We start from the raw sequence: 25292 nt of genomic DNA, 5'->3' as shown, positions 1-25292 counted from the left end.
AGTCCCGGAGTCCCGCCATGCCGACCGAACTCCCGCAGAACCGCGCCTCGCCGAACGAGCGCGCCTACCGCGAGCCCGGCACGATGGAGCTCGATCCGTCGGGCGACGGCGTCGCCCTCGACGAGACCCGCCGGCTGATCGCCTCGAACAAGGTCGAGGGCACCGCCGTCTACGACCGCAAGGGCGAGCATCTCGGCAGCGTCTACAACTTCATGGTCGACAAGGTGACAGGGCAGGTCGCCTATGCGGTCCTGTCCTTCGGCGGCTTCCTCGGCTTCGGCGAGAGCTACCACCCGGTGCCCTGGAAATCGCTGACCTACGACCTGCGGCTCGGCGGCTACGTCATCGACATCGACGCCGACACCCTCGCGGGCGCCCCGCGCCACGGCCCAGACGAGGACCCCTTCACCGATCCATCCTATGGCGGGCGCCTCGACGACTATTACGGCGGCCGGGCCCCGACGATCTGAGGATCCGCTCGTCCTATCCTCCACCTCAGGATGAGGTCGAGGGTTGGGACGAGCGGCGCAGGACGATCAATACATGGCGAGTCGGCTGTGACCGAGGTGGAAAAGGTCGAGCAGGAAGCCCCCGCCGGCGAGGTCGCCCGCGGGGCGGGCTTCGCGGTGGCGCCCGGCACCGCCAAGCGCCCCGGGGTGCTGGTGGCGATGCCGTTCGACCGCGCGCTCCTGGCCCGCTTCAAGGAGACTTTTCCGACCGCCCGCTGGCGGCGCAAGCTCCGGCGCTGGTTCGTACCCGGCACCACCGCCGAGCAGCGGGCCGATGCCTGGATCGCCCGGGAGATCTCGGCCCTTGACGCCTACGGCGACGACAAGGGCCGCGACGCTTACGCCTTCGAGCCGCTGGAGAGCCCCTACCTCGCGGCCGAGACGGACGCGCTCCTGGTCCGCACGCCCTATTCGCGGAGTGTCGTCGATACCCTGCGCACCATCCCGTTCGCCGCCTGGGCGCCGGAGATTCGGGCCTGGCGGGTGCCCTGGCGCTCCTACGAGGCGCTGAAAGAGGTCTGGTCGGTGATTGAGGAGGCGGCGGCCGCCAACGAGCCGGCGGCGCGGCGCGCCCGGCGCGAGGCCGCCCGCGACCCCGCGGCGGAAGCCGAGCGCCGGCGCCGGCGGCACCCGGTGCCGCGGGGCGATCCTCCGCCGCTCGGCGTTGCGGTCGAGGTGGCGGAGGCGGGAATCGTGGTGTTCGAGGCCCTCGACGACGCCCCCATCGCCGAGGCCGACGCGCTCGCCCATTATCCGGCGATCGCCGCGCCGGGGCCGCTGGTCTGGGGCTGGTGGCGGATCCCGACCTTCGGCGAGATCGCCGAGGCGGTGCCGGCGGCGGCGCCCGACGCGCCCGGCCGCGGCTGGTGGCCCGCGACCCGCGCCGGCCTGGAGGAGCGCCTGCGGCGCCTGCGCGAGACCGCGCGGGCGCAGGAGACCCGGGCCCGCCGCGCCGCCGCCAAGGCCGATGCGGAGAGCCGCGACTCCCGAGGGTCCTAGAGCACTTCACGATCGCGTTGCAATCGCGAAGCTCTCTAGGCCATTGATTTTGCCGCATTTTCTTCGACGAACCGGTGTCCACTTCGTCGGAAAATGCTCTAGCGCTTGCCGCTCAGAACTTGCCGCCGAGGCCGACCGAGCCGCCCGAGCCCATGGTGGGCGACAGGCTGCTGCCGCTGCTGCCGCCGGCGCCGCCCTCGCCCTCGATGTCCTCGCGGCGGATGCGCCGGGGCGGGGCGCTCAGGGTGTCGCCGCTCGCGCGGGAATTGGTCGGGACGTTGAGGCGGCGGGTCGGCTCGGTCGCCGCCTGGGCGAGGTCGCCGCTGCTGCGGGCCGGCAGCTTCACGTCGCCACGCAGGGAGGGCGGCGGGCCGACATCGCCCGCCGGGAGCACGCCGCCGACCTGGCCGAGGGGATTGCTGATGCAGCCGCCCGCGAGCGCGGCCACGGCCGCGACGAGGCAGGCTCTGGACAGGACGGACATCGACACTTCCCGGGTTCTCGAAGGAGCCGTCCCACCGGCCGGCGGGGAACGGCGTTGACGAACCTCTAACGGTCGCGCTGCTCGAACGCCAGCCGCGCCGCTTCAGCCATACGGAACCCCGGCGCTTTGCATGGCTTTCGTGCTCGGCTGCAACAGGAGTATCCCGCATGATCCGCCACCTGATCTTCGACATCGACGGGACCCTGCTCGACAGCGTCGACCTGCACGCGAAGGCCTGGGCGGAGGCCTTCGCCGCCTTCGGGATCACGGTCTCGGCGGACGAGGTCCGCGGTCAGATCGGCAAGGGCGGCGACCAGCTGATGCCGCTCTTCGTGCCCAAGGAGCGCCTGGAGCGCGAGGGCGAGAAGCTCGAGAAATTCCGCTCCGAGCTGTTCAAGACGAAATACTTGGCCGAGGTGAAGCCGTTTCCCGGCGTGCGGGCCCTGTTCGAGCGGCTGAAGGCGGAAGGCCACGTCCTGGCGCTCGCCTCCTCCGGCAAGGCCGAGGAGGTGGAGCACTACCAGGAGATCGCCGGTATCCGCGACCTCGTCGACGTCGCGACCAATTCCGACGAGGCCGAGCGCTCGAAGCCGCATCCGGACATCTTCGAGGCCGCGCTCGACAAGCTCGGCCGCCCGCCCCGGGGCCAGGCGGTCGTGATCGGCGATTCGCCCTACGACGCCGAGGCCGCGGCGAAGGCCGGGCTGCCGGTGATCGGCGTCTTGTGCGGCGGCTTCCCGGAGGCGCAGCTTAGCGAGGCCGGCTGCACCGCGATCTACCGCGATCCGCAGGACCTGCTCGACGGCTACGACGCCTCGCCCCTGCGGCGCGGGCTGCCGTAGCGGGGCGGCACCCCCTCACCGGCTGGGTCCATCTTGCGGGATGGAGACGGCCATGCGAATCGTGCGGCGCTCCACGCTGACAGGATTGCCGTCCATTGCCCGGCCCGCGCCGCCTCGCCGCCCTGCTTCTGGCCGTCGCGCTGCCGACGGCCGTCCTCGCGCAGCAGCCGCAGCCGGCGGGGCCTCCGAGCGCGGACGCGTCGGATTTCGCCCGCATGGAGGCGGCCCAGAACGCCGCCAATGCCGCGCCCGGCCCGCGCACCGTGCCGGGCCGGCGCATCCCGGTGCCGGGCACGGTGAGCCCCGAATTCCAGGCGGCGATCGCGGCGCCCTACAAGACCCCGGCCTGGAACGCCGATCCGGGCAACGCGGCGGAGTGGAAGGCGCTGGTGGCGAAGCTCGCGGCCCAGACCGCCGCGCCCCTGCCGGCCCTGCGCGAGCGCCTCGGCGTGGTCTCGACCCCGGAGGTGATCGGCGGCGTCAAGGCCTGGATCATCGCCCCGAAGGTGGTGCCCGAACGCAACCGTCACCGGCTGCTCATCCACATCCACGGCGGCGGCTACGTCTACAACCCGGGCGAGGCCGGCACGCTGGAGGCGGTGCTGATGGCGGCCTTCGGCGGCTTCACGGTGATCTCGTTCGATTACCGCATGCCCCCGGACGCGCCCTATCCGGCGGCGATGGACGACGCGATGGCGGTGTGGAAGGCCGCGCTCGCCCTGCAGCCGGCCGGGAACATGGCGGTGTTCGGCACCTCGACCGGCGGCGGCATGACCCTGGCGCTGATGCTGCGGGCCCGGCGCGAGGGATTGGCGCTCCCGGCCGCCATCGCTCCCGGCACGCCCTGGTCCGACCTGACCGAGACCGGCGACAGCTACAAGGCCAATGAGTGGCTGGACAACGTGCTCGTCTCCTATGACGGCGTGCTGACCCGGGCCGCGAAGCTCTACGCCGCCGGCCACGACCTGCGCGACCCCCAGCTCTCGCCGATCTACGGCGACCTTCGCGGCCTGCCGCCCACCATCCTGACCACCGGCACCCGCGACCTCTTCCTCTCCAACACCGTGCGCACCCACCGCAAGCTGCGCCAGGCCGGGGTCGAGGCCTCGCTCCAGGTGTTCGAGGGCATGAGCCACGCCCAGTACCTATTCGATCCGGACGCGCCCGAGACCCGCGAGGTCTTCACCGAGATCGCCGCCTTCCTCGACACGCATCTGGGGACGGCCGCGAAGGCGCCGTGACGGAATGCGGCCCGGCGGTCGCCGTCGCGCGGTGTCCCGCCCGGTCTTGCTGAACAAGGCTCGAGGCTGCGACGATCGCGGCGGGCCGCCGGTGTGGCGGCGCGGGCCGCGACGTGTCTCTCGCAAGACTCCCGACCACCGTCGCCGCTTGCTGTGGCCGCGCCAGCGCAGCGGAAGTTGCGTGAGGTGCGCGAAGTCCGGCCGTCATGGACGCGGGTTGGACCTATAATCCTATCGTCCCGACGGTACTCCGGCAGGATAACCCGCGCCGCGGGACGGTCCTGCTCGCGTCGGGCAGTGCATCGTACCTGTCATATCCTGACCCCGCGTGGCCCCGCAGGCCTCCGACGCGCGCGAAGATGTAGTTGACCTTCGGGTAGTTGAATTCGGTCGCTTGGCACCGAGAGGCGCACGACTGGAAAGGACGATCTCTGTATTTCGCCATCGTGTCCTGCCCGTAGTGGCTGGAATGCCGCATGCCGAGCAGTCGCGCAGCGCGCGACAGGCAGCAATGCTCATTTTCGAGGGGTCCATTATCAAAAAATAAGCAAATGCCGGCGCAGTTTGATTTGCGAGCCATTCGCGGATCAATTTTATGTCATTGAGCGATGAGAGAGGCAGCGTCGCAATCATAATCGCGATCGCGCTGCCGGCCCTTCTGATCGGCGTCGGTGGATCGATCGAGGCCTCTCGCGCCGTTGCTTACCGTCAGCGCCTGACCAGTGCGGCCGAACTGGCCTGCCTGCAGACCAAGGCCTATATCGACGCCCGCAAGCCGCAGGATGTGCGGTCGACCGACACCACGAAGCTGTATCCAGCCGCCGACATCCAGCCGATCGCCGACCGCGTCAAGGTCGCCAAGGGGCTCAACGCGAGCGACGTCCTGACAGCCACCAACAACACCGACATCAACGTCCACGTCTCGGCGACCGGCCGGATGAGCATCGTCTTCAGCTCCGTCCTGAAGATGCAGGGGGTGGACTTCGCGGTCGCGCGGGATTGCCCGGTCGTCTCGGCCGCCACCGCGCTGACCGCGAGCAGCGCGCCGCAGCTGCTGTTCACCGAATCGTTCGAGAAGCCGAGCCACAGCGTGCAGTACAACAGCTGGAGCGTGCTCGGCGGCGTCAACAACGGCAATAGCTGGAACGGCTGGACGACGCAGAATGCCGGCATCGAGATCAACGGCCAGCGCGAGCTGGCCAGCAACGTCGTTCGCTTCGGCGATTTCTTCGCGGAGCTGGACAGCGATTGCAACACCTCGGCGAATACCGGCAACAGGAATTGCCACTCGAACTCGACGATGTCGCGCATCATGAATCTGTCGCCGGGCAATTACCAGGTCCGGTACTGGTACATCGCGCGCCAGCGCGATCCGAACCAGCCCGGCCGGGTCATCTGCGGCGCTAAGGACAGCGACGTCTCGTGGTACCAGGTCGACGGGCAGACCAACCGCATCGAAGTCTACATCGAGAAATCCGGCAACTACACCTTTGCGGCCTCCTCGATGGTCGACGTGTGCGTGCAGGCGGATGCGTGGACGGAGCGGGTGATCAACTTCGTCGTTCCGGTCAACCCGAGCGCGAGCACGACCGAGTACCGGATCAGCTGGCGGGCGGCGGGTCGGGAGGACACCTATGGCGGCCTGATCGACTACCTGCGCATCTGCCGCAATTCCTGCCCCAGCTGAGGCGCGCGCAGATGTGGCGTCATCATCTCCGTGGGCTGCGCGACTGCCGGCGCGGGGTCGCGTCGGTCGAGATGGCCTTCCTGGCCTGGCCGGCGATCTTCATGATCGTCGGCGCCCTGCAATTCGTCATCGCTCAGTACACGCAGATGCTCTTGTCGAACGCGCTGTACGACTCGGCCTCCGCGCCCGAGCCGGAGCTCCTGCTCGCCAGCGCCGACGTCTACAAGACGACTGTGTGCGCGAAGATCCGCATCGTGCAGGCGCAATCGTGCAAGGCGCAGGTCGTCGTCGAGATGATGCGGCTGTCCGACGCGCCGACCGCGGCCACGGGCGTCACCGGCGCGACGTTCAGCGCGGGCTCGGCCGGCGACGCGCTGCTGCTGCGGGCGGCGCTGCCGACCTTACGCATCCTGCCGCTCATCCCGGCGATCACCGCGCAAGCCTCGGTCGTGTTCCGGCGATGAGCGCGACGCCCCGCCCGCGAGGATTCGCCGTCCTCGACCGGTTCCGCCGCAGCGCGCGCGCGTCGGTGGCGGTGGAATTCGCCCTCCTGGCGACGACCTTGCTGCTGCTGTTCGCCGGGCTGGTCGACTTCATCCAGATCTCGACCATCACCCGCGATATCGAGCGCTCGTCAACGCAGATTGGCAGCCTGATCGCCAGCTGCTCCCGATCGAGCGACCAGAGCTGCACGACGAACACGATGAACGCCTACATGGCGCGGCAGGCCAACACCCTGGTCCGCTACAGCCAGAACCAGCCGACGGTCAGCATGGCGCAGATCAGCGAGAGCAACAACGCGATCAAGATCTGCGCCGGCAACATGACGTACCTGGAATCCGACGTCTCGTCGAGCGCTCTCGCCCTGATGTCGGACAAGGACAACGCGATCGTCGTCGTGATCCAGATCAAATATGTCGCCCTGTTCCCGCTGATCTCGCGGCTGTTCACCGGCACCACGGGCACCACCCTGCGGGGATGGACGACGACGGTTCATTCGAGCGGGTCGAGCGTCTGCTGACGGCGGCTTGGCCTCGTGCCCCTGTCGCGTGCCGTGCTCCCGCTCCGTTCAGCCCTGCGGCGCGACCAGCGCGCGGGCCTGCGCCACCGTTACGGACCGGTAGGCCTGCACCGCGGCGCCGGCCGCCTCGGCGGTCGGGGTCGGGCCGGGGCGGGCCCGCAGATAGGCGCCGAGGGTTGAGAGCCGCAGATCCGCCGCCCGCACGACCAGGGCGAGCGCCCGCGGCGCCGGGGCGCGGTGCGCCGCCTCGGCTCGCTCGGGCGGGCAGCCGGCGAGGTGGGCGAGGCCGAGCAGCGCCTCGGCGGTCCGGCCATGCGCGAGCCAGCTCCGCAGGTCGGCCTCCTCGAGCCCGAGCCGGACCCGCAGGGCGACCGCCTCGACGGCGCGCCGCGGTGGGCCGGGGCGGGCGACGGGCCGCAGGAGCGCGTCGCGCTGGCGCGGCAGCAGGCCGCCGCGGGCCGCGAGCCCCGCCGCGAGGCGGTCCCGGTCCTCCATGCGCGCGGAGAGGAGCGTCAGCGCCGACAGCGAGAGCTGCGCCCCGCGATTGGCGACGAGCGTCCCCATCACCGCCTCGTCGCCCCGGTCGGCGAGCACGTCCGCCACCCGGGCGGCGACCGTCTCGCGCCGGGCGATGGCCGCAAGATGCACCGGGCCGCGGTTGCGGGCGACGCGCAGCAGCACCTCGTCGGGCAGGGCGGCGCAACGCGCCAGCACCGGCACCGCGACGCTCGCCTCGGGATCGCAGGCGAGGCGCCGGGCCAGCTTGCGCGGCGGCCGGGCGAGCGCGGTGACCTGCCGGGCGAGCCGCCCGCGCGAGCCCGTCCCGGCCCCCTCGACGAGCACCGTCAGCACCTCGTCGAAGGCGCCGACCTGCGTGGCGGAGAGCCCGTCGGCCCGGGCGACCAGGAGGTCGGCGACGCCGTCGAGGGTGCGGCCTGCATCGACGGCCTGCTCGGCCGCCTCGACGAGGTCGGCGAGGAAGGCCGCCGGCGGCCGTCTGTCGGGTCGGAAGGCCGCGGCCGACGCCATCGGGCGAGACATCCTGTGGTGAACGCTGCGGCACCCTAGCGGCGCGATGGTTACGCCCGCCTTAGTGTTTCTCACGAAACTCCCGATCACCGTCGCGGCCGGCTGCGGCAGCAACAGCGCGGCGGGAGTTTTGTGAGGTGCACTGAGCGCCCTCCGACGCGTGCTCCCTCTCGCCCTGTCCCTTGCCATCCCATCAAAACCTGCTATAGGCCGCGCCTCGCGTTCGCTCCGGCCGGGGGCTGAACGGACGGTGTCGGGCTTGTCGTCCGGCATAGGGGTTCGCCCCGTCGTCCCGTGTCTCCGCCTTCGAACAACCGCTCGGGCCTTTGCAGGCTCGAAGGGCTTGGCGCCGTGCGACGCGAGGACGAACCGGCCCGACGCCCGAAACCGCTTCCCGCGTGCTCGTGCAGCGGGCCTTAGTCTCCCTGAGAAAGGCCCATCATGGCTCTCTATGAGCATGTGTTCCTGGCTCGCCAGGACGTGACCTCGCAGCAGGTCGAAACGATGGTCGAGACCTACAAGTCCGTCATCGAGCAGAACGGCGGCAAGGTCGAGAAGACCGAGATGTGGGGCGTGAAGTCTCTCGCCTACCGCGTCCGCAAGAACCGCAAGGCGCACTTCACCCTCCTCAACATCGACGCTCCCCCGGCGGCCCTCGCCGAGATGGAGCGCCAGATGCGTATCTCCGAGGACGTGCTGCGCTTCATGACCGTGCGTGTCGAGGAGCTCGAGTCCGAGCCGTCCGCGATGATGCAGAAGCGTGACCGCGACGAGCGCAAGGACCGCGAGCGCGGCCGTCGCCGTGACGACGACGGCTTCGGCGGCGGCTTCGGCGGCGGCGACCGCCCCGAGCGCGGCGACCGTCCGGATCGCGGCGATCGTCCCGAGCGCACCGAGCGCGTCGAGCGCACCACGAACGAGGAGCAGTAAGCCATGGCTTTCGGTGCTGGTGGCGGCGGTGGCCGTCGTCCGTTCTTCCGTCGGCGCAAGACCTGCCCCTTCTCGGGCCCCAACGCCCCGAAGATCGACTACAAGGACGTGAAGCTGCTCTCGCGCTACGTCTCCGAGCGCGGCAAGATTGTGCCCTCGCGCATCACCGCGGTGTCGGCCAAGAAGCAGCGCGAGCTCGCCCAGGCGATCAAGCGCGCCCGCTTCCTGGGCTTCCTGCCCTACGTGATCCGCTAACTCTTTGATCAACAACCCGGCGGCCTCGTGCCGCCGGGTCGCTGGGGCGTTCTTTACCGCGCCTCTAACCCCGCCCGAACGGGCGGCGGGACAGCGGACAAGGTGTCATGGTTCGTCACACCGGCATCGGCGTCGTCGCCGGCCTCGCCTCGGCGCTCCTGATCGGGGTCGTCGTCCAGGCGACGCCGCTCGCGCTGGCCCTCTACCTGCTCGCCCCGCTGCCGATCCTGATCGTGGCGATGGGCTGGAGCCACCGGACCGGCCTCGTCGCCGCCGCCTCCGGCACGCTCGCCCTCGCGATCGTCTCGTCCCCCTTGCGCGGCCTCGCCTTCCTAGTCTCGACCGCCCTGCCGGCCTGGTGGCTCGGCTACCTCGCGCTGCTTGGTCGCCAGAAGTCCTCCGGCGGGATGGAATGGTACCCGACCGGCCGGCTGCTGGCCTGGGTCGCCGTCACCGCCGCCATCGCCCTCGTCGTCGTGGTGATGCTGTCCTCCGGCGACCACGCCGCCTACCAGGAGCGGGTCCGCCGCCTCGCCCGGGCGATGCTGCAACTGCAGATGCAGGAGACCCCGTCCCGCGGCGCCGGGCTGGAGGAGGACGACCTCGCCCGCATCGCCGAGCGGGTCGCCGGCCTGGCGCCCGCCATCATGGCGACGACCTTCACCCTGCTCCTGACCTTCTATCTCTGGGCCGGCGCCCGGGTGGTGCAGATCTCCGGCCGCCTGGCCCGGCCCTGGCCGGACCTCCCCGCCACCGCCCTGCCGCGCCGGGCCCTGTGGGGATTGGTCGTCGGCGCCGTGCTCTCGGTGGCGCCGGGCTATGCCGGCGCCTTCGGGGTCGCGCTGCTCGGTGCCCTCTCGGCAGCCCTAGCGCTGCAGGGGCTCGCCGCGCTCCACGACCGCAGCCGCGGCAAGCCCGGCCGCACGCCGATCCTGATCGGCCTCTACGTGCTGGTCTTCCTGACGCAAGGGCTGGCACTCGCCGCGCTCGCACTGTTCGGCCTCGTCGACGCCCTCGCCGGGCGGCGCCGGCCGGTTCAGGCCCCGCCGGTGGCCTGACCTCTCGAATCCCCGGGGCGCCGCGAGGCGATCCGGTTCCCCGACGGCGGAACGCTCCGCCATCACCACCCGGGGCCGACGAGGCCCCACCATCGAAGGACGACGACCATGGAAGTGATCCTGCTCGAGCGCGTGGCCAAGCTCGGCCAGATGGGCGAGACCGTGAAGGTGCGGCCGGGCTTCGCCCGCAACTTCCTGCTCGCCCGCGGCAAGGCCCTGCGCGCCACGGAAGGCAACAAGAAGCGCTTCGAGGACCAGCGCGCCCAGCTCGAGGCCCGCAACCTCGAGCGCCGCGCGGAGGCCGAGAAGGTCGGCGAGACCCTGAACGGCAAGAGCTTCGTGCTGATCCGCCAGGCCGGCGAGTCCGGCGTGCTCTACGGCTCGGTCTCCCCGCGCGACCTCGCCGAGGTGGTGACCCAGGACGGCTTCACGGTGAACCGCGACCAGTTCAACATCGCGCAGCCGATCAAGACGCTCGGCCTGCACACCGTTCCGGTGGTGCTGCACCCCGAGGTCGAGGTCACCGTGACCGTCAACATCGCCCGCAGCCCCGAGGAGGCCGAGCGCCAGGCCCGCGGCGAGTCGACCACCACCCGCGAGGAGTTCAACCTCGACGATCTCGGCCTCGAGGTCGGTGCCGCCCTGGCCGAGGCCGGCCCGGACGCGGACGACCGCTGATCGCTCCACGGCAATCCCGCCCGCGCGGGTGGGATTGCCGGGACAGCGGGGACAAGCCCGCGGGTCGGGCTTGACTTGTTCCCATTTTGTTCCAGCATGACGGGGTCCGCGGCGCGAGTCGCGGGCCCCGCCTGCGTTTTGCGCGACCGCCCGGGCCTCCGGGTCCAAGGTTCGGTCGAGGATGCAAGGTTTGGTCAACCATGACGGTGCGATGGTCGCCGCCACGTCTATGATCTGACACGCGGTCGTCCGACCCGTGCCGCCCCCTTCGATGAGCCGGAGCCCCGCCGGATGGCCATTCCCACCACCCTGACGGCGAATCTCGAACCCGTGCAGCAGGAATACCGCGTCGCGCCGCACAACATCGACGCGGAGCAGGCGCTGCTCGGCGCGATCCTGGTCAACAACGACGCGTTCTACCGGGTCTCGGACTTCCTGCTCCCCGAGCACTTCATGGAGGAGGTGCACCGGCGGATCTACGAGGTCTCGATCACGCTGATCAAGGCCGGCAAGCTCGCGAGCCCGATCACGCTCAAGACCTATCTCGGCGACGCCGATCTCGGCGGCCTCACGGTCGGCCAGTACCTCGCCCGGCTCGCCGCCGAGGCGACGACGGTCATCAATTCCGAGCATTACGGCCGCACGATCTACGACCTGGCCTTGCGCCGGCGCCTCATCACCATCGGCGAGGACCTGGTCAACGGCGCCTACGAGGCCCCGGTCGAGACCTCGCCGCGCGAGCAGATTGAGGCGACCGAGCGCCGGCTCTACGAGCTCGCCGAGACCGGCAAGTACGACGGCGGCTTCCAGAAATTCTCCGACGCCCTGACGGCGGCGGTCGACATGGCGGCCAAGGCCTACCAGCGCGAGGGGCGGCTGTCGGGCATCGCCACCGGCCTGTCCGACCTCGACGCCAAGATGGGCGGGTTGCAGGCCTCGGACCTGATCATCCTGGCCGGCCGGCCGGGCATGGGCAAGACCTCGCTCGCCACCAACATCGCGTTCAACATCGCCAAGGCCTATGTCGGCGAGAAGCAGCCCGACGGCTCGATCGCGACCAAGAACGGCGGCATCGTCGGCTTCTTCTCGCTCGAAATGTCGGCCGAGCAGCTCGCCACCCGCATCATCGCCGAGCAATCGGGCGTCGCCTCCTACAAGATCCGCCGCGGCGACATCCGGCCGGAGGAATTCTACAAGATCACCGACGCCGCCCGGGACATGCAGACGATCCCGTTCTACATCGACCAGACCGGCGGCATCTCGATCGCCCAGCTCGCGGCGCGAGCCCGCCGGCTCAAGCGCCAGCGCGGCCTCGACCTCCTCGTCGTCGACTATCTCCAGCTCCTGTCGGGCTCGTCCAAGAAGGGCGACAACCGGGTGCAGGAGATGACCGAGATCACCACCGGCATGAAGGCGCTCGCCAAGGAGCTGGCGGTGCCGATCGTCGCCCTGTCGCAGCTCTCGCGCCAGGTCGAGGCCCGCGACGACAAGCGGCCGCAGCTGTCGGACCTGCGCGAATCGGGCTCGATCGAGCAGGACGCCGACGTGGTGATGTTCGTCTTCCGCGAGGAATACTACGTCAAGAACAAGAAGCCGCGCGAGGGCACGGAAGAGTTCTTCACCTGGGAGGCCGAGATGAACCGCGTCTACGGCAAGGCCGAGGTGATCCTGGGCAAGCAGCGCCACGGCCCCACCGGCACGGTCGAGCTCCAGTTCGACGCCGAGATCACCCGGTTCTCGAATCTGGCGCAGGGCGACCGGTTGCCGGACACGATGTAGGCAGGGGCTGCCTGACTTCGGGGCAGGCGGCCTCCTCCTGCGCTCTTGGCGGGGCCCTGGACCGGGGGTAGACCGTGCGCATGCGCGACTCGAGCCCCATCGGCCATGGCGGCCGCCTCACCATCGACCTCTCGGCCCTGCGGGCGAACTGGCGAATCCTCGCGAACGCCGCGGAGTGCCCGGAGACCGCGGCGGTCATCAAGGCCGATGCCTATGGCTGTGGGATCGCCCGGGCCGCCCCCGCCTTGTGGGCGGAGGGCTGCCGCACCTTCTTCGTCGCCCACCTGTCGGAGGGGCTGGCCGCCCGGGAGGCGGTGCCCGAGGCGGCGATCTACGTGCTCAACGGTTTCCCGCCGGGCCGCGGGCCGGACTACCGGGCCGCGAATCTCCGCCCGGTGCTCGGCTCGCGCGAGGAGATCGCCGAATGGGCGGCGGCGAACCAGGCCGAGGGCGTGACGCGCCCGGCGGCCCTCCACGTCGATACCGGCATGAACCGCCTCGGCCTGTCGGTGCCGGAGGGCTTGGCGCTCGCCGGCGATCCGGTGATCGCGCAAGCCGGCATCGACCTGCTGATGAGCCATCTCGTCAGCGCCGAGGTCGAGCACGATCCCCTCACCGACCGGCAGGCGGCAGAGTTCGCGCGGGTGCGTGCCGCCTATCCGGGGATCCGGGCCTCCCTCGCCAATTCCTCGGGCGACTTCCTGCCCTCCTGCCGCGCCGACCTGGCGCGGCCGGGCTACGCCCTCTACGGCGGCAACCCGCGGCCCGGCCACGACAACCCGATGCGCCCGGTAGTGCGGCTCGAGGCCGGCATCCTCCAGGTCCGCGAGGTCGCGGCCGGCGAGACCGCCGGCTACAACGCCCGCTGGGTCGCCTCTAGCCCCCGGCGCCTCGCCACCCTGTCGCTGGGCTACGCCGACGGCTTTCCCCGCGCCTCGACCGGCCGCGGCGAGGCCGTGGTCGGCGGCGTGCGCTGCCCCTTCGCCGGCAACGTCTCGATGGACCTCATCATCCTCGACGTCACCGAGGCGCCGCAGGAGGCTCTTCGCCGCGGCGCGCCCGCGACCTTGATCGGCGACGGCCTCGACCTCGAGACGGTGGGGCGCAACGCCGGCACGATCGGCTACGAGATCCTGACCGGTCTCGGCCGGCGCTACGAGCGGGTGTACCGGGATTGAGCGCCTGCTTCGGCCGACAGTCTTGAAGCCCTCCGGGTCATCCCGGGGCGAGCCTTGGCGAGAGCCCGGGATCCATGACCGCTGACGTTCGAGAACGAGACGGATCGCGTTCCGCTTCATCCTCGAACGTCAGCAATTATGGATCCCGGGTTCCGCTATGCGGCCCCGGGATGACGTGGAGGATGGGAAAAACCGCCGTGAGTCCGAGCCGGGGGCTCCTCACCGGAACGTCTTGCGCGGATCGAACGCGTCCCGCACCGCCTCGCCGGCGAAGATCAGCAGGCTCAAGGTCACGGCGATCACCGCGAAGCCCGTCAGCCCGAGCCACGGCGCCTGCAGGTTGGCTTTCCCTTGCGCCAGCATCTCGCCGAGCGACGGCGAGCCCGGGGGCAGGCCGAAGCCGAGGAAGTCCAGCGAGGTGAGGGTGGTGATCGAGCCGTTCAGCACGAAGGGCAGGAAGGTCAGCGTCGCCACCATCGCGTTGGGCAGGAGGTGGCGGAACATGATGCGGGCGTTGGAGAGCCCGAGCGCGCGGGCTGCCCGCACGTACTCGAAGTTGCGCGCGCGCAGGAACTCCGCCCGCACCACGCCGACCAGCGACACCCACGAGAACAGCAGCAGGATCCCGAGCAGCACGAAGAAGCTCGGGGTGATGATCGACGAGATGATGATCAGGAGATAGAGCGACGGGATCGCGGTCCAGATCTCGATCACCCGCTGGAACACGAGGTCGACCCAGCCGCCGAAATAGCCCTGCACCGCGCCGGCGAGCACCCCGATCACCGAGGAGACCAGCGCCAGGGTCAGCCCGAACAGCACCGAGAGGCGGAAGCCGTAGAGCAGCCGGGCGACGACGTCGCGGCCCTGGTCGTCGGTGCCGAGCCAGTTCCACTCGATGTCGCGGCAGGTCGTGCCGCCGGTCTTCTCCGCCACGGTCTTGCACTGTGCGTCCGAGAGGAGCCAGGTCGGCGGGGCGGGGGCCGGGACCGGCAGGTCGAGGTTGTGGGTGTTGTAGGAGAAGCGGATCGGCGGCCAGACGGCCCAGCCGTTCTCGGAAATCTCCTTGATGATCACCGGGTCGCGGTAATCGGTGCGGGCGAGGAAGCCGCCGAACTTCTCCTCGGGGTAATCGACCACGATCGGGAACAGGATCTCGCCCTTGTAGGAGGCGACGATCGGCCGGTCGTTGGCGATGAACTCGGCGAAGAGACTCGCGACGAACAGCACGCAGAACAGCACGAACGACCAGTAGCCGCGCCGGTTGGCCTTGAAGTTCGCGAGCCGCCGCCGGTTCAGCGGCGACAGCCGCCCGGTGCCGGTCGGGCCCGGCAGCGGCAGGCTGACCGGGCCCGCCGCGGGCGAGGTGACCGGGACGGCGTCGAGCTCAGGCGTCGGGGGGCGCTGGTTCATGCGGCGTCCCCCGGCCGTACGTCTCGGGTCAGTCGATGCGGGTCGCGGTGACGTCGATCACGCTGGGCTTCAACGCATCGCTGCGCTCCAGGTGCCGGCGCAGCAGGGCGACGTTGCGGCGGTTGGCCTTGAAGGCGGCGTCGAACAGGTCGCCGACGATCGGCACCACACCGACCACGCCGTCGATCGCCACGTTCGCGGCCATCCGGGCGAGGAGCCAGCGCGGCGCGCCGAGACGCTTCGCCTCCCAGACGATGTAGGACGAGATCGCCGTGGTGATCGCGTCGCCGATCACCGGGATCAGGCCGACGATCGCGTCGAGGCCGATGCGCCGGTTGCCGGGCAGCAGGATCGCGGTGTCGAGGAGATGGGCGAGCAGGTCGAGCCGCGCCATCACCTGCTCGGGCGACGAGCCCTCCAGGGCCTTGGGGCCCCGGGCGCGCAAGGAGAAGGGATCGTCCTGCGGGAAGCGGCCGTCCTTGAAGCCGCCCGCCTTGAACTCGGCTCCGTTGCCGGAGGATCCTTGGAAGGGTCCTTGGCCGAAAGAACCCGTCCCGAAGGGCGGGACGCGGCCGGCCGTCTGCGAAGAGGTCATCCCGGGGCTCCGGAGCGGGTGCGTGGTGCTCATGGTCCAGGATGTGGCCCCGGCTCCCCGGCTCGACAAGGAGGCCCCGCATCAGGTTGCGCGCCCCGCCGCCAGGCCGCGCAGGCGCTCCAGCGCCCGGTCGAGGGTGTCGTCGCGCTTGGCGAAGCAGAACCGCACGATGGTGCGCACCGGCTGGTGGGCGTAGAAGGCGCTGACCGGGATCGCCGCGACGCCGTGCCGGCGCACCAGCCGCTCGCAGAAGGCGACGTCGTCGGTCTCGCCCAGGGGGGCGATGTCGAGGTTGAGGAAGTAGGTGCCGGCCGAGGGCAGGACGCTGAAGCCGAGACCTTTGAGACCGTCGGCGAACCGGTCGCGGGCCCGGGCGAAGTCGGCCCGCATGCCCTCGTAATAGGAATCGTCCTTGGCGAGCCCGTAGGCCACCGCCGCCTGGAGGTTCGGCGGCGTGGTGAAGGTGAGGAACTGGTGCGCCTTGGCCAGCCCCCGCATCAGGGAAGGGGCCGCCATCACGAAGCCGACCTTCCAGCCGGTGAGGGAAAAGATCTTGCCGGCCGAGCCGATCTTCACCGTGCGCTCGCGCATGCCCGGAAACGCCATCAGCGGCCGGTGGCGGCGGCCGTCGAAGACCACGTGCTCCCAGACCTCGTCGCAGAGCGCCACGGCGTCGTAGCGCTGGCAGAAGCGCGCCAGCAGTTCCAGGTCCTCGTCCGGGAAGATCGTGGCCGAGGGATTGAGCGGATTGTTGAGCAGCACGACCTTCGTGCGCGGCGAGAAGGCGGCGGCCAGCGCTGCTTCGGTGATCCGGAAATGCGGCGGCGTCAGGGTGACGAAGCGCGGCACGCCGCCGGCCCGGCGCACCAGCGGCAGGTAGGCGTCGTACATCGGCTCGAACAGCACGACCTCGTCGCCGGGCTCGATCAGGGCCATCAGGGCGCCGGCCAGCGCCTCGGTGGCACCGGAGGTCACCATCACCTCCGCGTCGGGATCGAGGGCGAGCCCCTGCCAATGCGCGTAATGCGCGGCGACCGCCCGGCGCAGCTCCGGCAGCCCCATCATCGGCGGGTACTGGTTCCAGCCCTCCACCACCGCCTCGGCGGCCTTGGCGCGCACGTCGGCCGGGCCCGGATCGTCCGGGAAGCCCTGGCCGAGATTCACGGCGCCGGTCTCTCGGGCGAGCGCCGACATCACCTCGAACACGGTGGTCGGCAGGTCGGCGAAGATGGGGTTCATGCGGGAACGCGGGTTCGAGAACGGGACGCGGCCTCGCTACCACGCCGGGGGACCGGACGGAACCGAGCCGGCTGTCACGCCCTCAGCCGCTCCTCCGGCTGCAACAGGGCCGTGAAGGCCTCCGCCGGCATCGGCCGGCTGAATAGGTAGCCCTGCGCCTCCTCGCAGCCCTTCGCGAGGAGCCGCCCGGCCACCGCCTCGGTCTCAACGCCCTCGGCGGTCACCGCGAGGCCGAAGCTGCGGCCGAGGGTCAGCACCGACTGGACGATCGCCCGGTCCCGGATCGCCTGGTCGAGGCCCGTCCCGTCCTGTCCCGTGGCCTCCATGCCCTGCACGAAGGAGCGGTCGATCTTGAGCCGCGTGAGCGGGAAGCGCTTGAGCAGGCTCAACGAGGCGTAGCCGGTGCCGTAATCGTCGAAGGCGAGCCCGATGCCGAGATCGCGAAGCGCCCGCAGCGGGGCGATCAGGGCCTCGTCGTGCTGCAGGATGATGGTCTCGGTGATCTCCAGCTCGAGGGCGGAGGCCGGCAGGCCGGCATCGGCGAGCGCCGCCCGGACCTCGTCGACGAGGCTCACCGAGTGGAACTGCGCGCCGAACAGGTTGACGCTGACGCGCAGGTCGCCCGCCCCGTCCCGGCGCCAGGCGGCGGCCTGCGCGCAGGCCTCGCGGAGCACGAAGCGGCCCACCGGCGCGGCGAGCCGGCTCGCCTCGAGGGGGGCCAGGAAGTCGGCCGGTGCGAGCAGGCCGAGCCGGGGATGGCGCCAGCGGATCAGGGCCTCGGCGCCAACGATCCGTCGGTCGGAGAGGCGCACCTGCGGCTGGTAGGCCAGCGCGAACTCCCCGGCCGCCAGCGCCCGGGGCAGTTCCTGCTGGCGCGCGGTCCACGCCAGGGTGGCCTCGCGCAAGGCGGGCGTGAACACGCGGTGGCAGTGCCGTCCGGCACGCTTGGCCTCGTAGAGCGCCATGTCGGCGCTGGCGAGCAGCCCGTCGGCGAGGGGGCCGTGCCCGGGGCTGAGCGCGATGCCGATGCTCGCCCCGATATGGATGGTCTGGCCGTCGACCGGGAACGGCTCGGAGAGGCTGTGCAGGATCGTCCCGGCCATCGTGACCGCGGCCGGCTCGTCGCAGCCGGGGAGCAGGACCGCGAACTCGTCGCCGCCCATCCGGGCGACGAGGCCGGCCTTGCCCGTGCAGGCGCAGAGGCGCGCGCCGGCCTGCCGGATCAGGTCGTCGCCCGCCTCGTGGCCGAGCGTGTCGTTGACCTTCTTGAAGCCGTCGAGGTCGATCATCAGGACGGCGGCCGGCCGCTCGGGGGCGGCGCGCCCCATCGCCAGGGCGAGGCCGCGGCGGTTGCTCAGGCCGGTCAGCCCGTCGGTCTCGGCCTGACGGCGCAGGGTCTCCATCAGCGAGGCGCGCTCGCGCAGCCGTTGCTCCAGCACCGCGAGCGCGTCGAACAGCCGGCGGATCTCGACGATGCGCAGGGCCGGTAGCGGCCGGGCGGCCGGCGCGCCGCCCTCGGCCAGCGCCATCGCGGTCTCCCGCGCGACCAGGAGCGGACGCAGCACCGAGGCGCGCAGGGATTGCAGCAGGGCGACCAGCAGGACGAGGACCGCGACGGTGCCGCCGGCGACCGCGACGAGCCGCGCACGCACCGCGTCGCGCTCGGCGGCGAAGCCCGCGACCATGCCGGCGAGGTAGCGCTCGCGCAGGGCCTCGACCGGCTTCAGGGTCGGAACGTAGCGGTTGGTGAGCTCGTCGGCGGTGAGCGTGTAGCGGCCCGAGTCGCGCCCTTCCGCGATCGTCGCCTCGATCAGGCCGAGCCCCCGCCCGGCGAAGGTCTCCTCGACCTCGCGAAACAGCCTCTCCAGGGGCTGCCCGGGCCCGAACGCTGCCTGGCCGCGCAGCAGCCGCAGCAATTCCAGGATGCGGCCCCGCATCCGCGTCGCGTCGGTGAACTGGCGGGCATCGAGGGGGCGGTGCACGGCGACGGCCGGGATGATGGCGGAGCCGATCCGGCCGCCATACTCGCGCAGATCGCTCACCGCGTGGCCGATCAGGGCCGATCCGGCAAGCGCCGGGTCGGCCCGGCCGATCTCGCGGATCTCCCAGGCGACCACGTCCTGGAACGTGTCGACCGCGGCGATCATCCGGGCGATCGCGCCAGTGATGTCCTCCAGGCCCCGCTCCGCCGCCGGCAGGCCGGCCACCCGGTCGACGTCCCGCCGCGCCTCGTCGAGCCGGGCGGCGGTCGCCGCGAGGAGGCCGTAGGGGAGGGCGTGGCTGGTTTCGTCCTTCACCGGCCCGCGCAGGGCCGCGAGGGCGCCGTCGCTCGCTGTCCGGAACGCGGCGAGCCGGACTTGCGCCGCCGGATCGCTGCCGGGCGCGATCGACATCGTGACGTTCGCCGGGCCGCGCTCCGCCGAGAGGCGGTTGGCGGCCTCGAGCACCTGGCGCAGCCGGCTGATGCGCACGAGGTTGCTCTGGCCGTTGCGATAGGCCGCGACCGAGGGCGCGATGACGATCGCCGTGAGGGCGACGAGGCCCGCCGCGAGGAGGAGGGCGGTGCCCCAGAGCCGGCGCCCGAGCCTGACCTCCCGCCGCCCCCCCTGACCCAGGGGTGCTGCCGGTGCCGGAGATGGTTGCTGCACGGGGACCCTCGGGAAAGGGCCGGCGCGATGCACCGGCCGGACGCTGCCTATGCTGTCGGGCTAGGGGGGATTCCTTGCCGAACGCTTAGACTCAGGCGCGCCAGCGCTGCATTCAGCCGTTGTTTCGGAGTTGTACCGTGGTCATATACTCTGGGAAGTATCCGAGATCCGGTCGCGCCGAGGCTCGCTCGAGCCAGGACGTCATCACGGGCGGGATGACGGCGAGGGCGGGACGCCGCCCCTCGCGCGCCGGCCGGCCGCCCCCGGTCACGTCCCGATGGGAGGCCCGTCGTCGAGCGCCGCGGCGAGGCGGCGGATGCCGGTCCGGATCGTCTCGGGCTCGTTGCCGGCGAAGCCGAGGAGCAGCCCGGCCCGGTCCGGCCGCGCCAGCGGGTCATGGTAGAGCGGGCCGACCGGGTAGACGCCGATCCCCGCCGCCCGCGCCGCCGCCGCGATCCCGGCCTCGGCCGCGGCCGGGACGCCCTCGAACCAGGCGACGAGGTGCAGGCCCGCCGCCGCGCCCTCGACGCGCACCCGTCCGCCGAAATGGTCCGCCAGGGCGGCGAGCAGGGCGGCGCGCCGGCCGGCATTGCGCCGCCGGGCCTGGCGCAGGTGGCGCTCGTAGCCGCCCTCCGTCAGGAGGACCGCGAGGGCGGCCTGTTCCAGCCCCGGCGCCTGCCGGTCGGCGAGGCGCTTGGCCTCCGCGAAGGCCGCGCTCAGGGCCTCGGGCACCACCAGGTAGCCGAGGCGCAGTTGCGGCGAGAGGGTCTTGGAGACCGTGCCGGCATAGACGACGCGCCCCGCCCGGTCGAGGCTCCGCAGCGCCTCCACCGGCCGCGCGTCGAAGCGGTACTCGCCGTCGTAATCGTCCTCGAGGATCGTCGCGCCGCAGGCCTCCGCCCAGGCGAGCAGCGCCTGCCGGCGCGCGGCGGGCAGCACGCCGCCGAGGGGGAACTGGTGCGAGGGTGTGACGTAGGCGAGCCGCGCCGGGCCGATCTCCGGGAGGCGCCCGGTCTGCAGGCCCTCCGCATCGACCGGGACTGGCACGATCGCGGCGCCGGCGGCGGCGAAGACTTTTCGCGCCGCCCCGTAGCCCGGATCCTCCATCACCACCCGGTCGCCGGGATCGACGAGGAGCCGGGCGCAGAGGTCGATCCCCTGCTGCGAGCCGTTGACCACGACGATCTGGTCGAGGCCGCAGCGGAGGCCCCGCGCCCGCCAGAGATAGGCCTGGAGCGCGGCCCGCAACGCGGGGAGCCCGCGCGGATCGCCGTAGCCGAGCCGGGCCGGCCGGCGCAGCAGAACCACGTTGAGCGCCCGCCGCCAGGCGAGGATCGGGAAATCGTCGCCCGAGAGGTCGCCGTAGCGGAAATCGATCGCCGATGCCGGCGCGACCGGGGGCGCGGGCTCGGCGAGGAGGCGCCGCCCGAAGGTGGAGAGGCGGGGCGCCGGGTTCGGCCCGGCCGCCGCCGGGGCGGCGCTCGGCAGGATGCCGGCGGCGACCCGCGTCCGGGCGCCCGGACGCGTCTCCAGGTAGCCCTCGGCGACGAGCTGATCGTAGGCCGCCGTCACGGTGGTGCGCGAGACCCCGAGCTCCGCCGCCAGCGCCCGGGTCGAGGGCAGGGCGGCGCCCGGCGGATAGAGGCCCGCAGCGATCTGTGCCTTCAGGTCGGCGCCGATGCGGGCGCTGGTGGGGAGCGTGCGGGGAGGGATTGCGTCCAAACTGGCCTGGTCCTGTCCGTCCGAAGCGACGTCTAGCATGGACCAGTGAGACGGGCTTCTCGTGGAAGGACGAGGCGCGGGTTTCCCCTCTCCCCGCGGGCGGGGAGAGGCCTGAGCTCCGAAGGGGCTCAGGGAGCAGCGAACCGAAGGTTCGCCGCGAGGGTGAGGGGGGCTCGACGCGTGAGGCTCGTCCGGAAACACCCCCTCACCCTCGCTTCGGCTCCGCCTCCGCTCGCCGCGTCACCTGAACGGTGACACGGCCCTCTCCCCGCGAGAAGTCGGGCTTGCCCGACTTCGCCTGTCGCTTGCAGATCCCGGGCAAGCCCGGGATCTGTCGGGGAGAGGAGAAGGCCGCGCCCATCCTCTCGCCATTCCGCCGCAGGCCACCGCCATTTGCGCATGGTCCGAACCTTGCTCCATTGTATCCCGTGGGCGATCCGGGACGGGGCATGGCGGAACTGAGAAGCCTGGAGATCTTCTACTGGACCGCCTCGCTGTGCAGCTTCCGCAAGGCGGCGGAGCGGATGAACACCTCGCAGCCGGCGGTGTCGCAGCGCATCGCGGCGCTCGAGGAGGAGTTCGGGGTCCGGTTGTTCGAGCGCCGCGCCCGCTCGGTGGTTCTGACGGCGAAGGGCCGCGACCTCCTGACTTACGCCGAGCGCTTCCTGCGCCTGCGCACCGAGATGATGCAGGCGGTGGCCGGGCCCGGGGCGATGCGCGGCGTGCTGCGCCTCGGCGTCTCGGACACCATCGTGCATACCTGGCTGATGCGCTTCATCGCCCGGATGAACGAGGCCTATCCGGGGATCACCGTCGACATCGCGGTCGACATCTCGCCCACCATGCGCGACGCGCTGCTCAATCGCGACCTCGACCTCGCCTTCCTGGTCGGGCCGATCACTATGCCGAACCTGGTCAACTTGCCGCTCTGCAGCGTGTCCCTGGCCTGGATCGCCGCGCCGGGGCTCGATCTCGGCCCCGGCGAGGTGACCCTGGCGAGCCTGCTGCGGCACCCGCTGATCACCTATCCGAAGAACACCAACCCCTACGTGTCCCTGCGCGAGATGCTGGCGCAATCGAACCTGCCGCCGCCGCGCCTGCACAGCAACGCCTCGCTCTCCACCATCGTCCGGATGGCGCGGGAGGGGATCGGCATCGGGGTGATCCCGCCCGAGGTGGTGCGCCGGGACGTCGAGGAGGGGGCGCTGCGGATCATCGCCCCGGCGCCGGCCCTGCCGGACATCCACTTCACCGCCACCTATCCCAGCGCCCCCGATGACGGGCTCGCCGCGACGGCGGCGCGGCTCGCCTGCGAGGTCGCGGCCTGTCCGGACTGGCGCCGGTGATGCCCCGTCGCGGGCAATCGATAAGAAGGACTTATCGAAACCGATGCGAAATGACGATTGGTGCTTACCTGCACAACGGGTGATCATGGCGCATCGCTGGGCACGGAGTGATCCGGGACCACGCGAGATCCGGGACGAGGAGCAGTGATGACCCTTCCCTTCGATCGGGCGCGGATGAGCGGCGAGGCGGCCCGTCTCGCCTGCCGCAGCGGCGCCATTACCGGCTGCACCGCCGGCATCGCCGACGGCTACGTCCAGGGCAACCTCGCGGTGCTGCCCGCCGACCTCGCCGACGAGTTCCTGCTCTTCGCCCAACGCAACCCGAAGCCGTGCCCGATCATCGGCGTCTCGGCGAAGGGCGAGCGCCGCATTCCCGAACTCGGCCTCGACCTCGACATCGCCACGGATATCCCCGGCTACCGGGTCTGGCGCGACGGCGTGGTGGTGGAGGAGCGCTCATCCGTCGCCGATCTGTGGCGCGACGACCTCGTAGCCTTCGTGATCGGCTGCTCCTACTCGTTCGAGGCAGCGATGGCCGAGGACGGGCTTCCCCTGCGCCACGTCGAGATGGGGGTGCGGGTGCCGATGTACCGCACCAGCGTCGCGACCGCCCCGGCCGGCCGCTTCGCCGGGCCGATGGTGGTGTCGATGCGCCCGCTCACCCCCGCCCAGGCGATCCGGGCGGTGCAGATCACCTCGCGCTTCCCCTCCGTGCACGGCGCGCCGGTGCATCTCGGCCGGCCGGACCTGATCGGCATCCGGGACATCGCGGCCCCCGATTACGGCGACCCGGTCGAGATCCGCGACGACGAGATCCCGGTCTTTTGGGCCTGCGGCGTGACCCCGCAATCGGTGATCGCCGCCGTGCGGCCGGCCTTCGCCATCACCCACGCGCCCGGCTGCATGCTGATCACCGACCGGCGCAACAGCGAGTTCGCCGTGCTCTAGGTTTTTGATTTTGCCGCATTTTCTACAACGAACCGGTATCCGCTTCGTCAGAAAATGCTCAAAGATGTGCCCGGTCCATTCGTCTCGATAATATCTTGAATCTAATTTCGGGTCTTGTTCGTGCATCGTGTCCACAGCCGGTTCGAGTTCCATGTCGTGCCGGCTGTTCAAAGGATGCGGAATGAGGCTTAGAGGATGTCGAAGCCCCCTGGAGACCAGCGCATGATTCGTCGTCGAGAACTCTTGGTGGGCGCCGGCGCCCTCTCGCTCGCCTCCTTGCGGGGCGCACCGGCCCGCGCCGCGGCGCCGGAGGTGGTGGTCGGCGTGCTCTACGCCATGTCGGGGGCGAGCGCGCAGGTTGGCGTCGATGCCCGCCACGCCATCGAGACGGCGCTCGACCTCATCAACAACGACCACGACCTTGACTTGCCGGGCGCCAAGGGCGCGGGCCTTTCCGGCATGGGCGGCGCGAAGATCCGCCTCGTCTTCGCCGACCACCAGGCCGATCCCCAGAAGGGCCGCGCCGAGGCCGAGCGCCTCATCACCCAGGACAAGGTCTCGGCCCTCGTCGGCTGCTACCAGTCGGCGGTCTCCGCCACGGTGAGTGCCACCGCCGAGCGCTACGGCGTGCCGTTCGTCTGCGCCGATTCGTCCTCGCCGAGCCTGCACCGCAAGGGCCTGAAGTACTTCTTCCGCCCGGCCGCGCACGACGAGATGTTCTCGACCGCGATGTTCGACTTCCTCGATGCCCAGCGCAAGCAGGGCAAGACGATCGACTCGGTCGCGCTGTTCTTCGAGGACACGATCTACGGCGTCGATTCCTCGACCGTGCAGCGCAAGCTGGCGGCCGAGCGCGGCTACAAGCTCGTCGCCGACGTGAAGTACAAGAGCAACTCGCCCTCGCTGACTGCCGAGGTGCAGCAGCTCAAGACCGCCAACGCCGACGTGCTCTTGCCGACGAGCTACACCACCGACGCGATCCTGCTCACCAAGACCATGGCCGAACTCGGCTACAAGCCGAAGAGCATGATCGCGCAGGCCGCCGGCTTCTCCGAGAAGGTGACCTTCGACACCGTCGGCGACAAGCTCCAGGGGCTGATCTCCCGCGGCAGCTTCTCCCTCGACCTCGCCGCCAAGCGCCCGATGGTCGCGACGGTGAACAACATGTACAAGGCCCGGGCCGGCCGCGACCTCAACGACAATTCCTCGCGCCAGTTCATGGCTCTGATCGTGCTCGCCGACGCCCTCGACCGCGCCGGCTCGACCGACGGCCAGAAGATCCGCGCCGCGCTCGCCGCCACCGACATCCCTGGCGCCCGCACGGTGATGCCCTGGACCAAGGTGGCCTTCGGGTCGGACGGCCAGAACAACCATGCCGACCCGGTGCTGCTGCAATGGATCGGAGACAAGTTCGTCACGATCTTCCCGGAATCGGCGGCGGTCGCGCCGGCCAAGTGGCCGATGAATACTTGAACGCGATCGTTCTTCGATGCTGAACGACATGAGGTGAAGCACACCTCCCCTCTCCCGTTTGGGAGAGGGGCCGGGGGTGAGGGTGGCTCGGCTTCCGCAATGATCCTTAACCGTCGAGCTGCCCAGCTCGACGCTTCGCGATTTATTCTGAAGCCGAGCCACCCTCACCCCTACCCCTCTCCCACTCGGGAGAGGGGATCCCGCGCTCTTTCTGGCAACGA

General features: G+C 71.0%; 23 protein-coding genes. 16 read left to right on the top strand and 7 right to left on the bottom strand.

All coding sequences use genetic code 11. The annotated features are described in order from the left end of the window. The first annotated feature begins 17 nt into the window (after window positions 1–17). Both ABZT49_RS14680 and ABZT49_RS14675 read left to right on the top strand, forming a co-directional pair. The gene (locus ABZT49_RS14680; protein ID WP_355286768.1) at window positions 18–470 is read left to right on the top strand and encodes a PRC-barrel domain-containing protein; all 453 of its coding nucleotides are present in this window, start codon (window positions 18–20) and stop codon (window positions 468–470) included. An 87-nt stretch (window positions 471–557) separates the two neighbouring features. Further along, the gene (locus ABZT49_RS14675; RefSeq protein WP_355286767.1) at window positions 558–1508 is read left to right on the top strand and encodes a hypothetical protein; all 951 of its coding nucleotides are present in this window, start codon (window positions 558–560) and stop codon (window positions 1506–1508) included. Window positions 1509–1620: 112 nt separating this feature from the next. On the opposite strand, the gene ABZT49_RS14670 is transcribed toward ABZT49_RS14675, so the two are convergent. Continuing rightward, complete coding sequence (locus tag ABZT49_RS14670) at window positions 1621–1992, bottom strand: hypothetical protein (protein WP_355286766.1); 372 nt, start codon at window positions 1990–1992, stop codon at window positions 1621–1623. A 167-nt stretch (window positions 1993–2159) separates the two neighbouring features. On the opposite strand from ABZT49_RS14670, the gene ABZT49_RS14665 reads away from it, so the two are divergent. From ABZT49_RS14665 to ABZT49_RS14645, 5 genes are all read left to right on the top strand, one after another. Then, window positions 2160–2834 (top strand): HAD family hydrolase, encoded by a 675-nt coding sequence (locus tag ABZT49_RS14665; protein ID WP_355286765.1) that lies wholly within the window; start codon window positions 2160–2162, stop codon window positions 2832–2834. A gap of 95 nt (window positions 2835–2929) precedes the next feature. Then, window positions 2930–4075 (top strand): alpha/beta hydrolase, encoded by a 1146-nt coding sequence (locus ABZT49_RS14660; RefSeq protein ID WP_407943507.1) that lies wholly within the window; start codon window positions 2930–2932, stop codon window positions 4073–4075. Between the two features lie 601 nt (window positions 4076–4676). Next, complete coding sequence (locus ABZT49_RS14655) at window positions 4677–5762, top strand: pilus assembly protein TadG-related protein (RefSeq protein ID WP_355286764.1); 1086 nt, start codon at window positions 4677–4679, stop codon at window positions 5760–5762. An 11-nt stretch (window positions 5763–5773) separates the two neighbouring features. Continuing rightward, window positions 5774–6226, top strand: coding sequence for a TadE family protein (locus ABZT49_RS14650; protein ID WP_355286763.1), 453 nt, complete (start codon window positions 5774–5776; stop codon window positions 6224–6226). Beyond that, window positions 6223–6783 carry a hypothetical protein gene (locus ABZT49_RS14645; RefSeq protein WP_355286762.1) on the top strand — a complete coding sequence of 187 codons (561 nt, stop codon included), beginning with the start codon at window positions 6223–6225 and terminating at the stop codon, window positions 6781–6783. The genes ABZT49_RS14650 and ABZT49_RS14645 overlap by 4 nt, the downstream gene beginning before the upstream one ends. Window positions 6784–6831: 48 nt before the next feature. Here the strand turns inward: ABZT49_RS14645 and ABZT49_RS14640 are convergent, their stop codons facing one another. Then, window positions 6832–7812 (bottom strand): DUF2336 domain-containing protein, encoded by a 981-nt coding sequence (locus tag ABZT49_RS14640; RefSeq protein ID WP_355286761.1) that lies wholly within the window; start codon window positions 7810–7812, stop codon window positions 6832–6834. 441 nt (window positions 7813–8253) lie between these two features. Here ABZT49_RS14640 and rpsF point away from each other — a divergent pair, with 441 nt between their 5' ends. The 6 genes from rpsF (at window position 8254) to alr (ending at window position 13690) form a co-directional block, all read left to right on the top strand. Further along, window positions 8254–8742, top strand: a complete 489-nt coding sequence (rpsF, locus tag ABZT49_RS14635) for a 30S ribosomal protein S6 (protein WP_355286760.1) — start codon at window positions 8254–8256, stop codon at window positions 8740–8742. A 3-nt stretch (window positions 8743–8745) separates the two neighbouring features. Further along, the gene (gene rpsR, locus ABZT49_RS14630) at window positions 8746–8997 is read left to right on the top strand and encodes a 30S ribosomal protein S18 (protein WP_012332436.1); all 252 of its coding nucleotides are present in this window, start codon (window positions 8746–8748) and stop codon (window positions 8995–8997) included. A gap of 107 nt (window positions 8998–9104) precedes the next feature. Next, window positions 9105–10055 (top strand): DUF2232 domain-containing protein, encoded by a 951-nt coding sequence (locus ABZT49_RS14625; protein WP_355286759.1) that lies wholly within the window; start codon window positions 9105–9107, stop codon window positions 10053–10055. Between the two features lie 108 nt (window positions 10056–10163). After that, a complete protein-coding gene (rplI, locus tag ABZT49_RS14620; RefSeq protein WP_355286758.1) occupies window positions 10164–10733 on the top strand; it encodes a 50S ribosomal protein L9 in 570 nt (189 codons plus the stop codon). Window positions 10734–11024: 291 nt separating this feature from the next. Further along, the gene (locus tag ABZT49_RS14615; RefSeq protein WP_355286757.1) at window positions 11025–12512 is read left to right on the top strand and encodes a replicative DNA helicase; all 1488 of its coding nucleotides are present in this window, start codon (window positions 11025–11027) and stop codon (window positions 12510–12512) included. Window positions 12513–12592: 80 nt separating this feature from the next. Beyond that, window positions 12593–13690 (top strand): alanine racemase, encoded by a 1098-nt coding sequence (gene alr / locus ABZT49_RS14610; protein WP_355286756.1) that lies wholly within the window; start codon window positions 12593–12595, stop codon window positions 13688–13690. 219 nt (window positions 13691–13909) lie between these two features. Here the strand turns inward: alr and ABZT49_RS14605 are convergent, their stop codons facing one another. From ABZT49_RS14605 to ABZT49_RS14585, 5 genes are all read right to left on the bottom strand, one after another. Then, entirely contained in the window at window positions 13910–15100 is a 1191-nt protein-coding gene (locus ABZT49_RS14605; protein WP_355286755.1) for an ABC transporter permease, read from the bottom strand. 28 nt (window positions 15101–15128) lie between these two features. Continuing rightward, window positions 15129–15695, bottom strand: coding sequence for a DUF4112 domain-containing protein (locus tag ABZT49_RS14600; RefSeq protein ID WP_355286754.1), 567 nt, complete (start codon window positions 15693–15695; stop codon window positions 15129–15131). Between the two features lie 81 nt (window positions 15696–15776). After that, the gene (locus ABZT49_RS14595) at window positions 15777–16934 is read right to left on the bottom strand and encodes an aminotransferase (protein ID WP_355286753.1); all 1158 of its coding nucleotides are present in this window, start codon (window positions 16932–16934) and stop codon (window positions 15777–15779) included. Between the two features lie 74 nt (window positions 16935–17008). Further along, window positions 17009–19582 carry an EAL domain-containing protein gene (locus ABZT49_RS14590; protein ID WP_355286752.1) on the bottom strand — a complete coding sequence of 858 codons (2574 nt, stop codon included), beginning with the start codon at window positions 19580–19582 and terminating at the stop codon, window positions 17009–17011. A gap of 267 nt (window positions 19583–19849) precedes the next feature. Beyond that, the gene (locus ABZT49_RS14585; RefSeq protein ID WP_355286751.1) at window positions 19850–21304 is read right to left on the bottom strand and encodes a PLP-dependent aminotransferase family protein; all 1455 of its coding nucleotides are present in this window, start codon (window positions 21302–21304) and stop codon (window positions 19850–19852) included. Between the two features lie 449 nt (window positions 21305–21753). Here ABZT49_RS14585 and ABZT49_RS14580 point away from each other — a divergent pair, with 449 nt between their 5' ends. From ABZT49_RS14580 to ABZT49_RS14570, 3 genes are all read left to right on the top strand, one after another. Next, complete coding sequence (locus tag ABZT49_RS14580; protein WP_355286750.1) at window positions 21754–22650, top strand: LysR family transcriptional regulator; 897 nt, start codon at window positions 21754–21756, stop codon at window positions 22648–22650. A gap of 147 nt (window positions 22651–22797) precedes the next feature. Continuing rightward, window positions 22798–23598 carry a putative hydro-lyase gene (locus ABZT49_RS14575; RefSeq protein WP_355286749.1) on the top strand — a complete coding sequence of 267 codons (801 nt, stop codon included), beginning with the start codon at window positions 22798–22800 and terminating at the stop codon, window positions 23596–23598. 222 nt (window positions 23599–23820) lie between these two features. Then, window positions 23821–25071 carry an ABC transporter substrate-binding protein gene (locus ABZT49_RS14570; protein ID WP_355286748.1) on the top strand — a complete coding sequence of 417 codons (1251 nt, stop codon included), beginning with the start codon at window positions 23821–23823 and terminating at the stop codon, window positions 25069–25071. Window positions 25072–25292: the final 221 nt, after the last annotated feature.

The organism is Methylobacterium sp. EM32 (assembly GCF_040593685.1).
GTDB lineage: Bacteria > Pseudomonadota > Alphaproteobacteria > Rhizobiales > Beijerinckiaceae > Methylobacterium.
The sequence above is the reverse complement of the archived record's forward strand: the minus strand, read 5'-3'. Positions and strand labels throughout refer to the sequence as shown.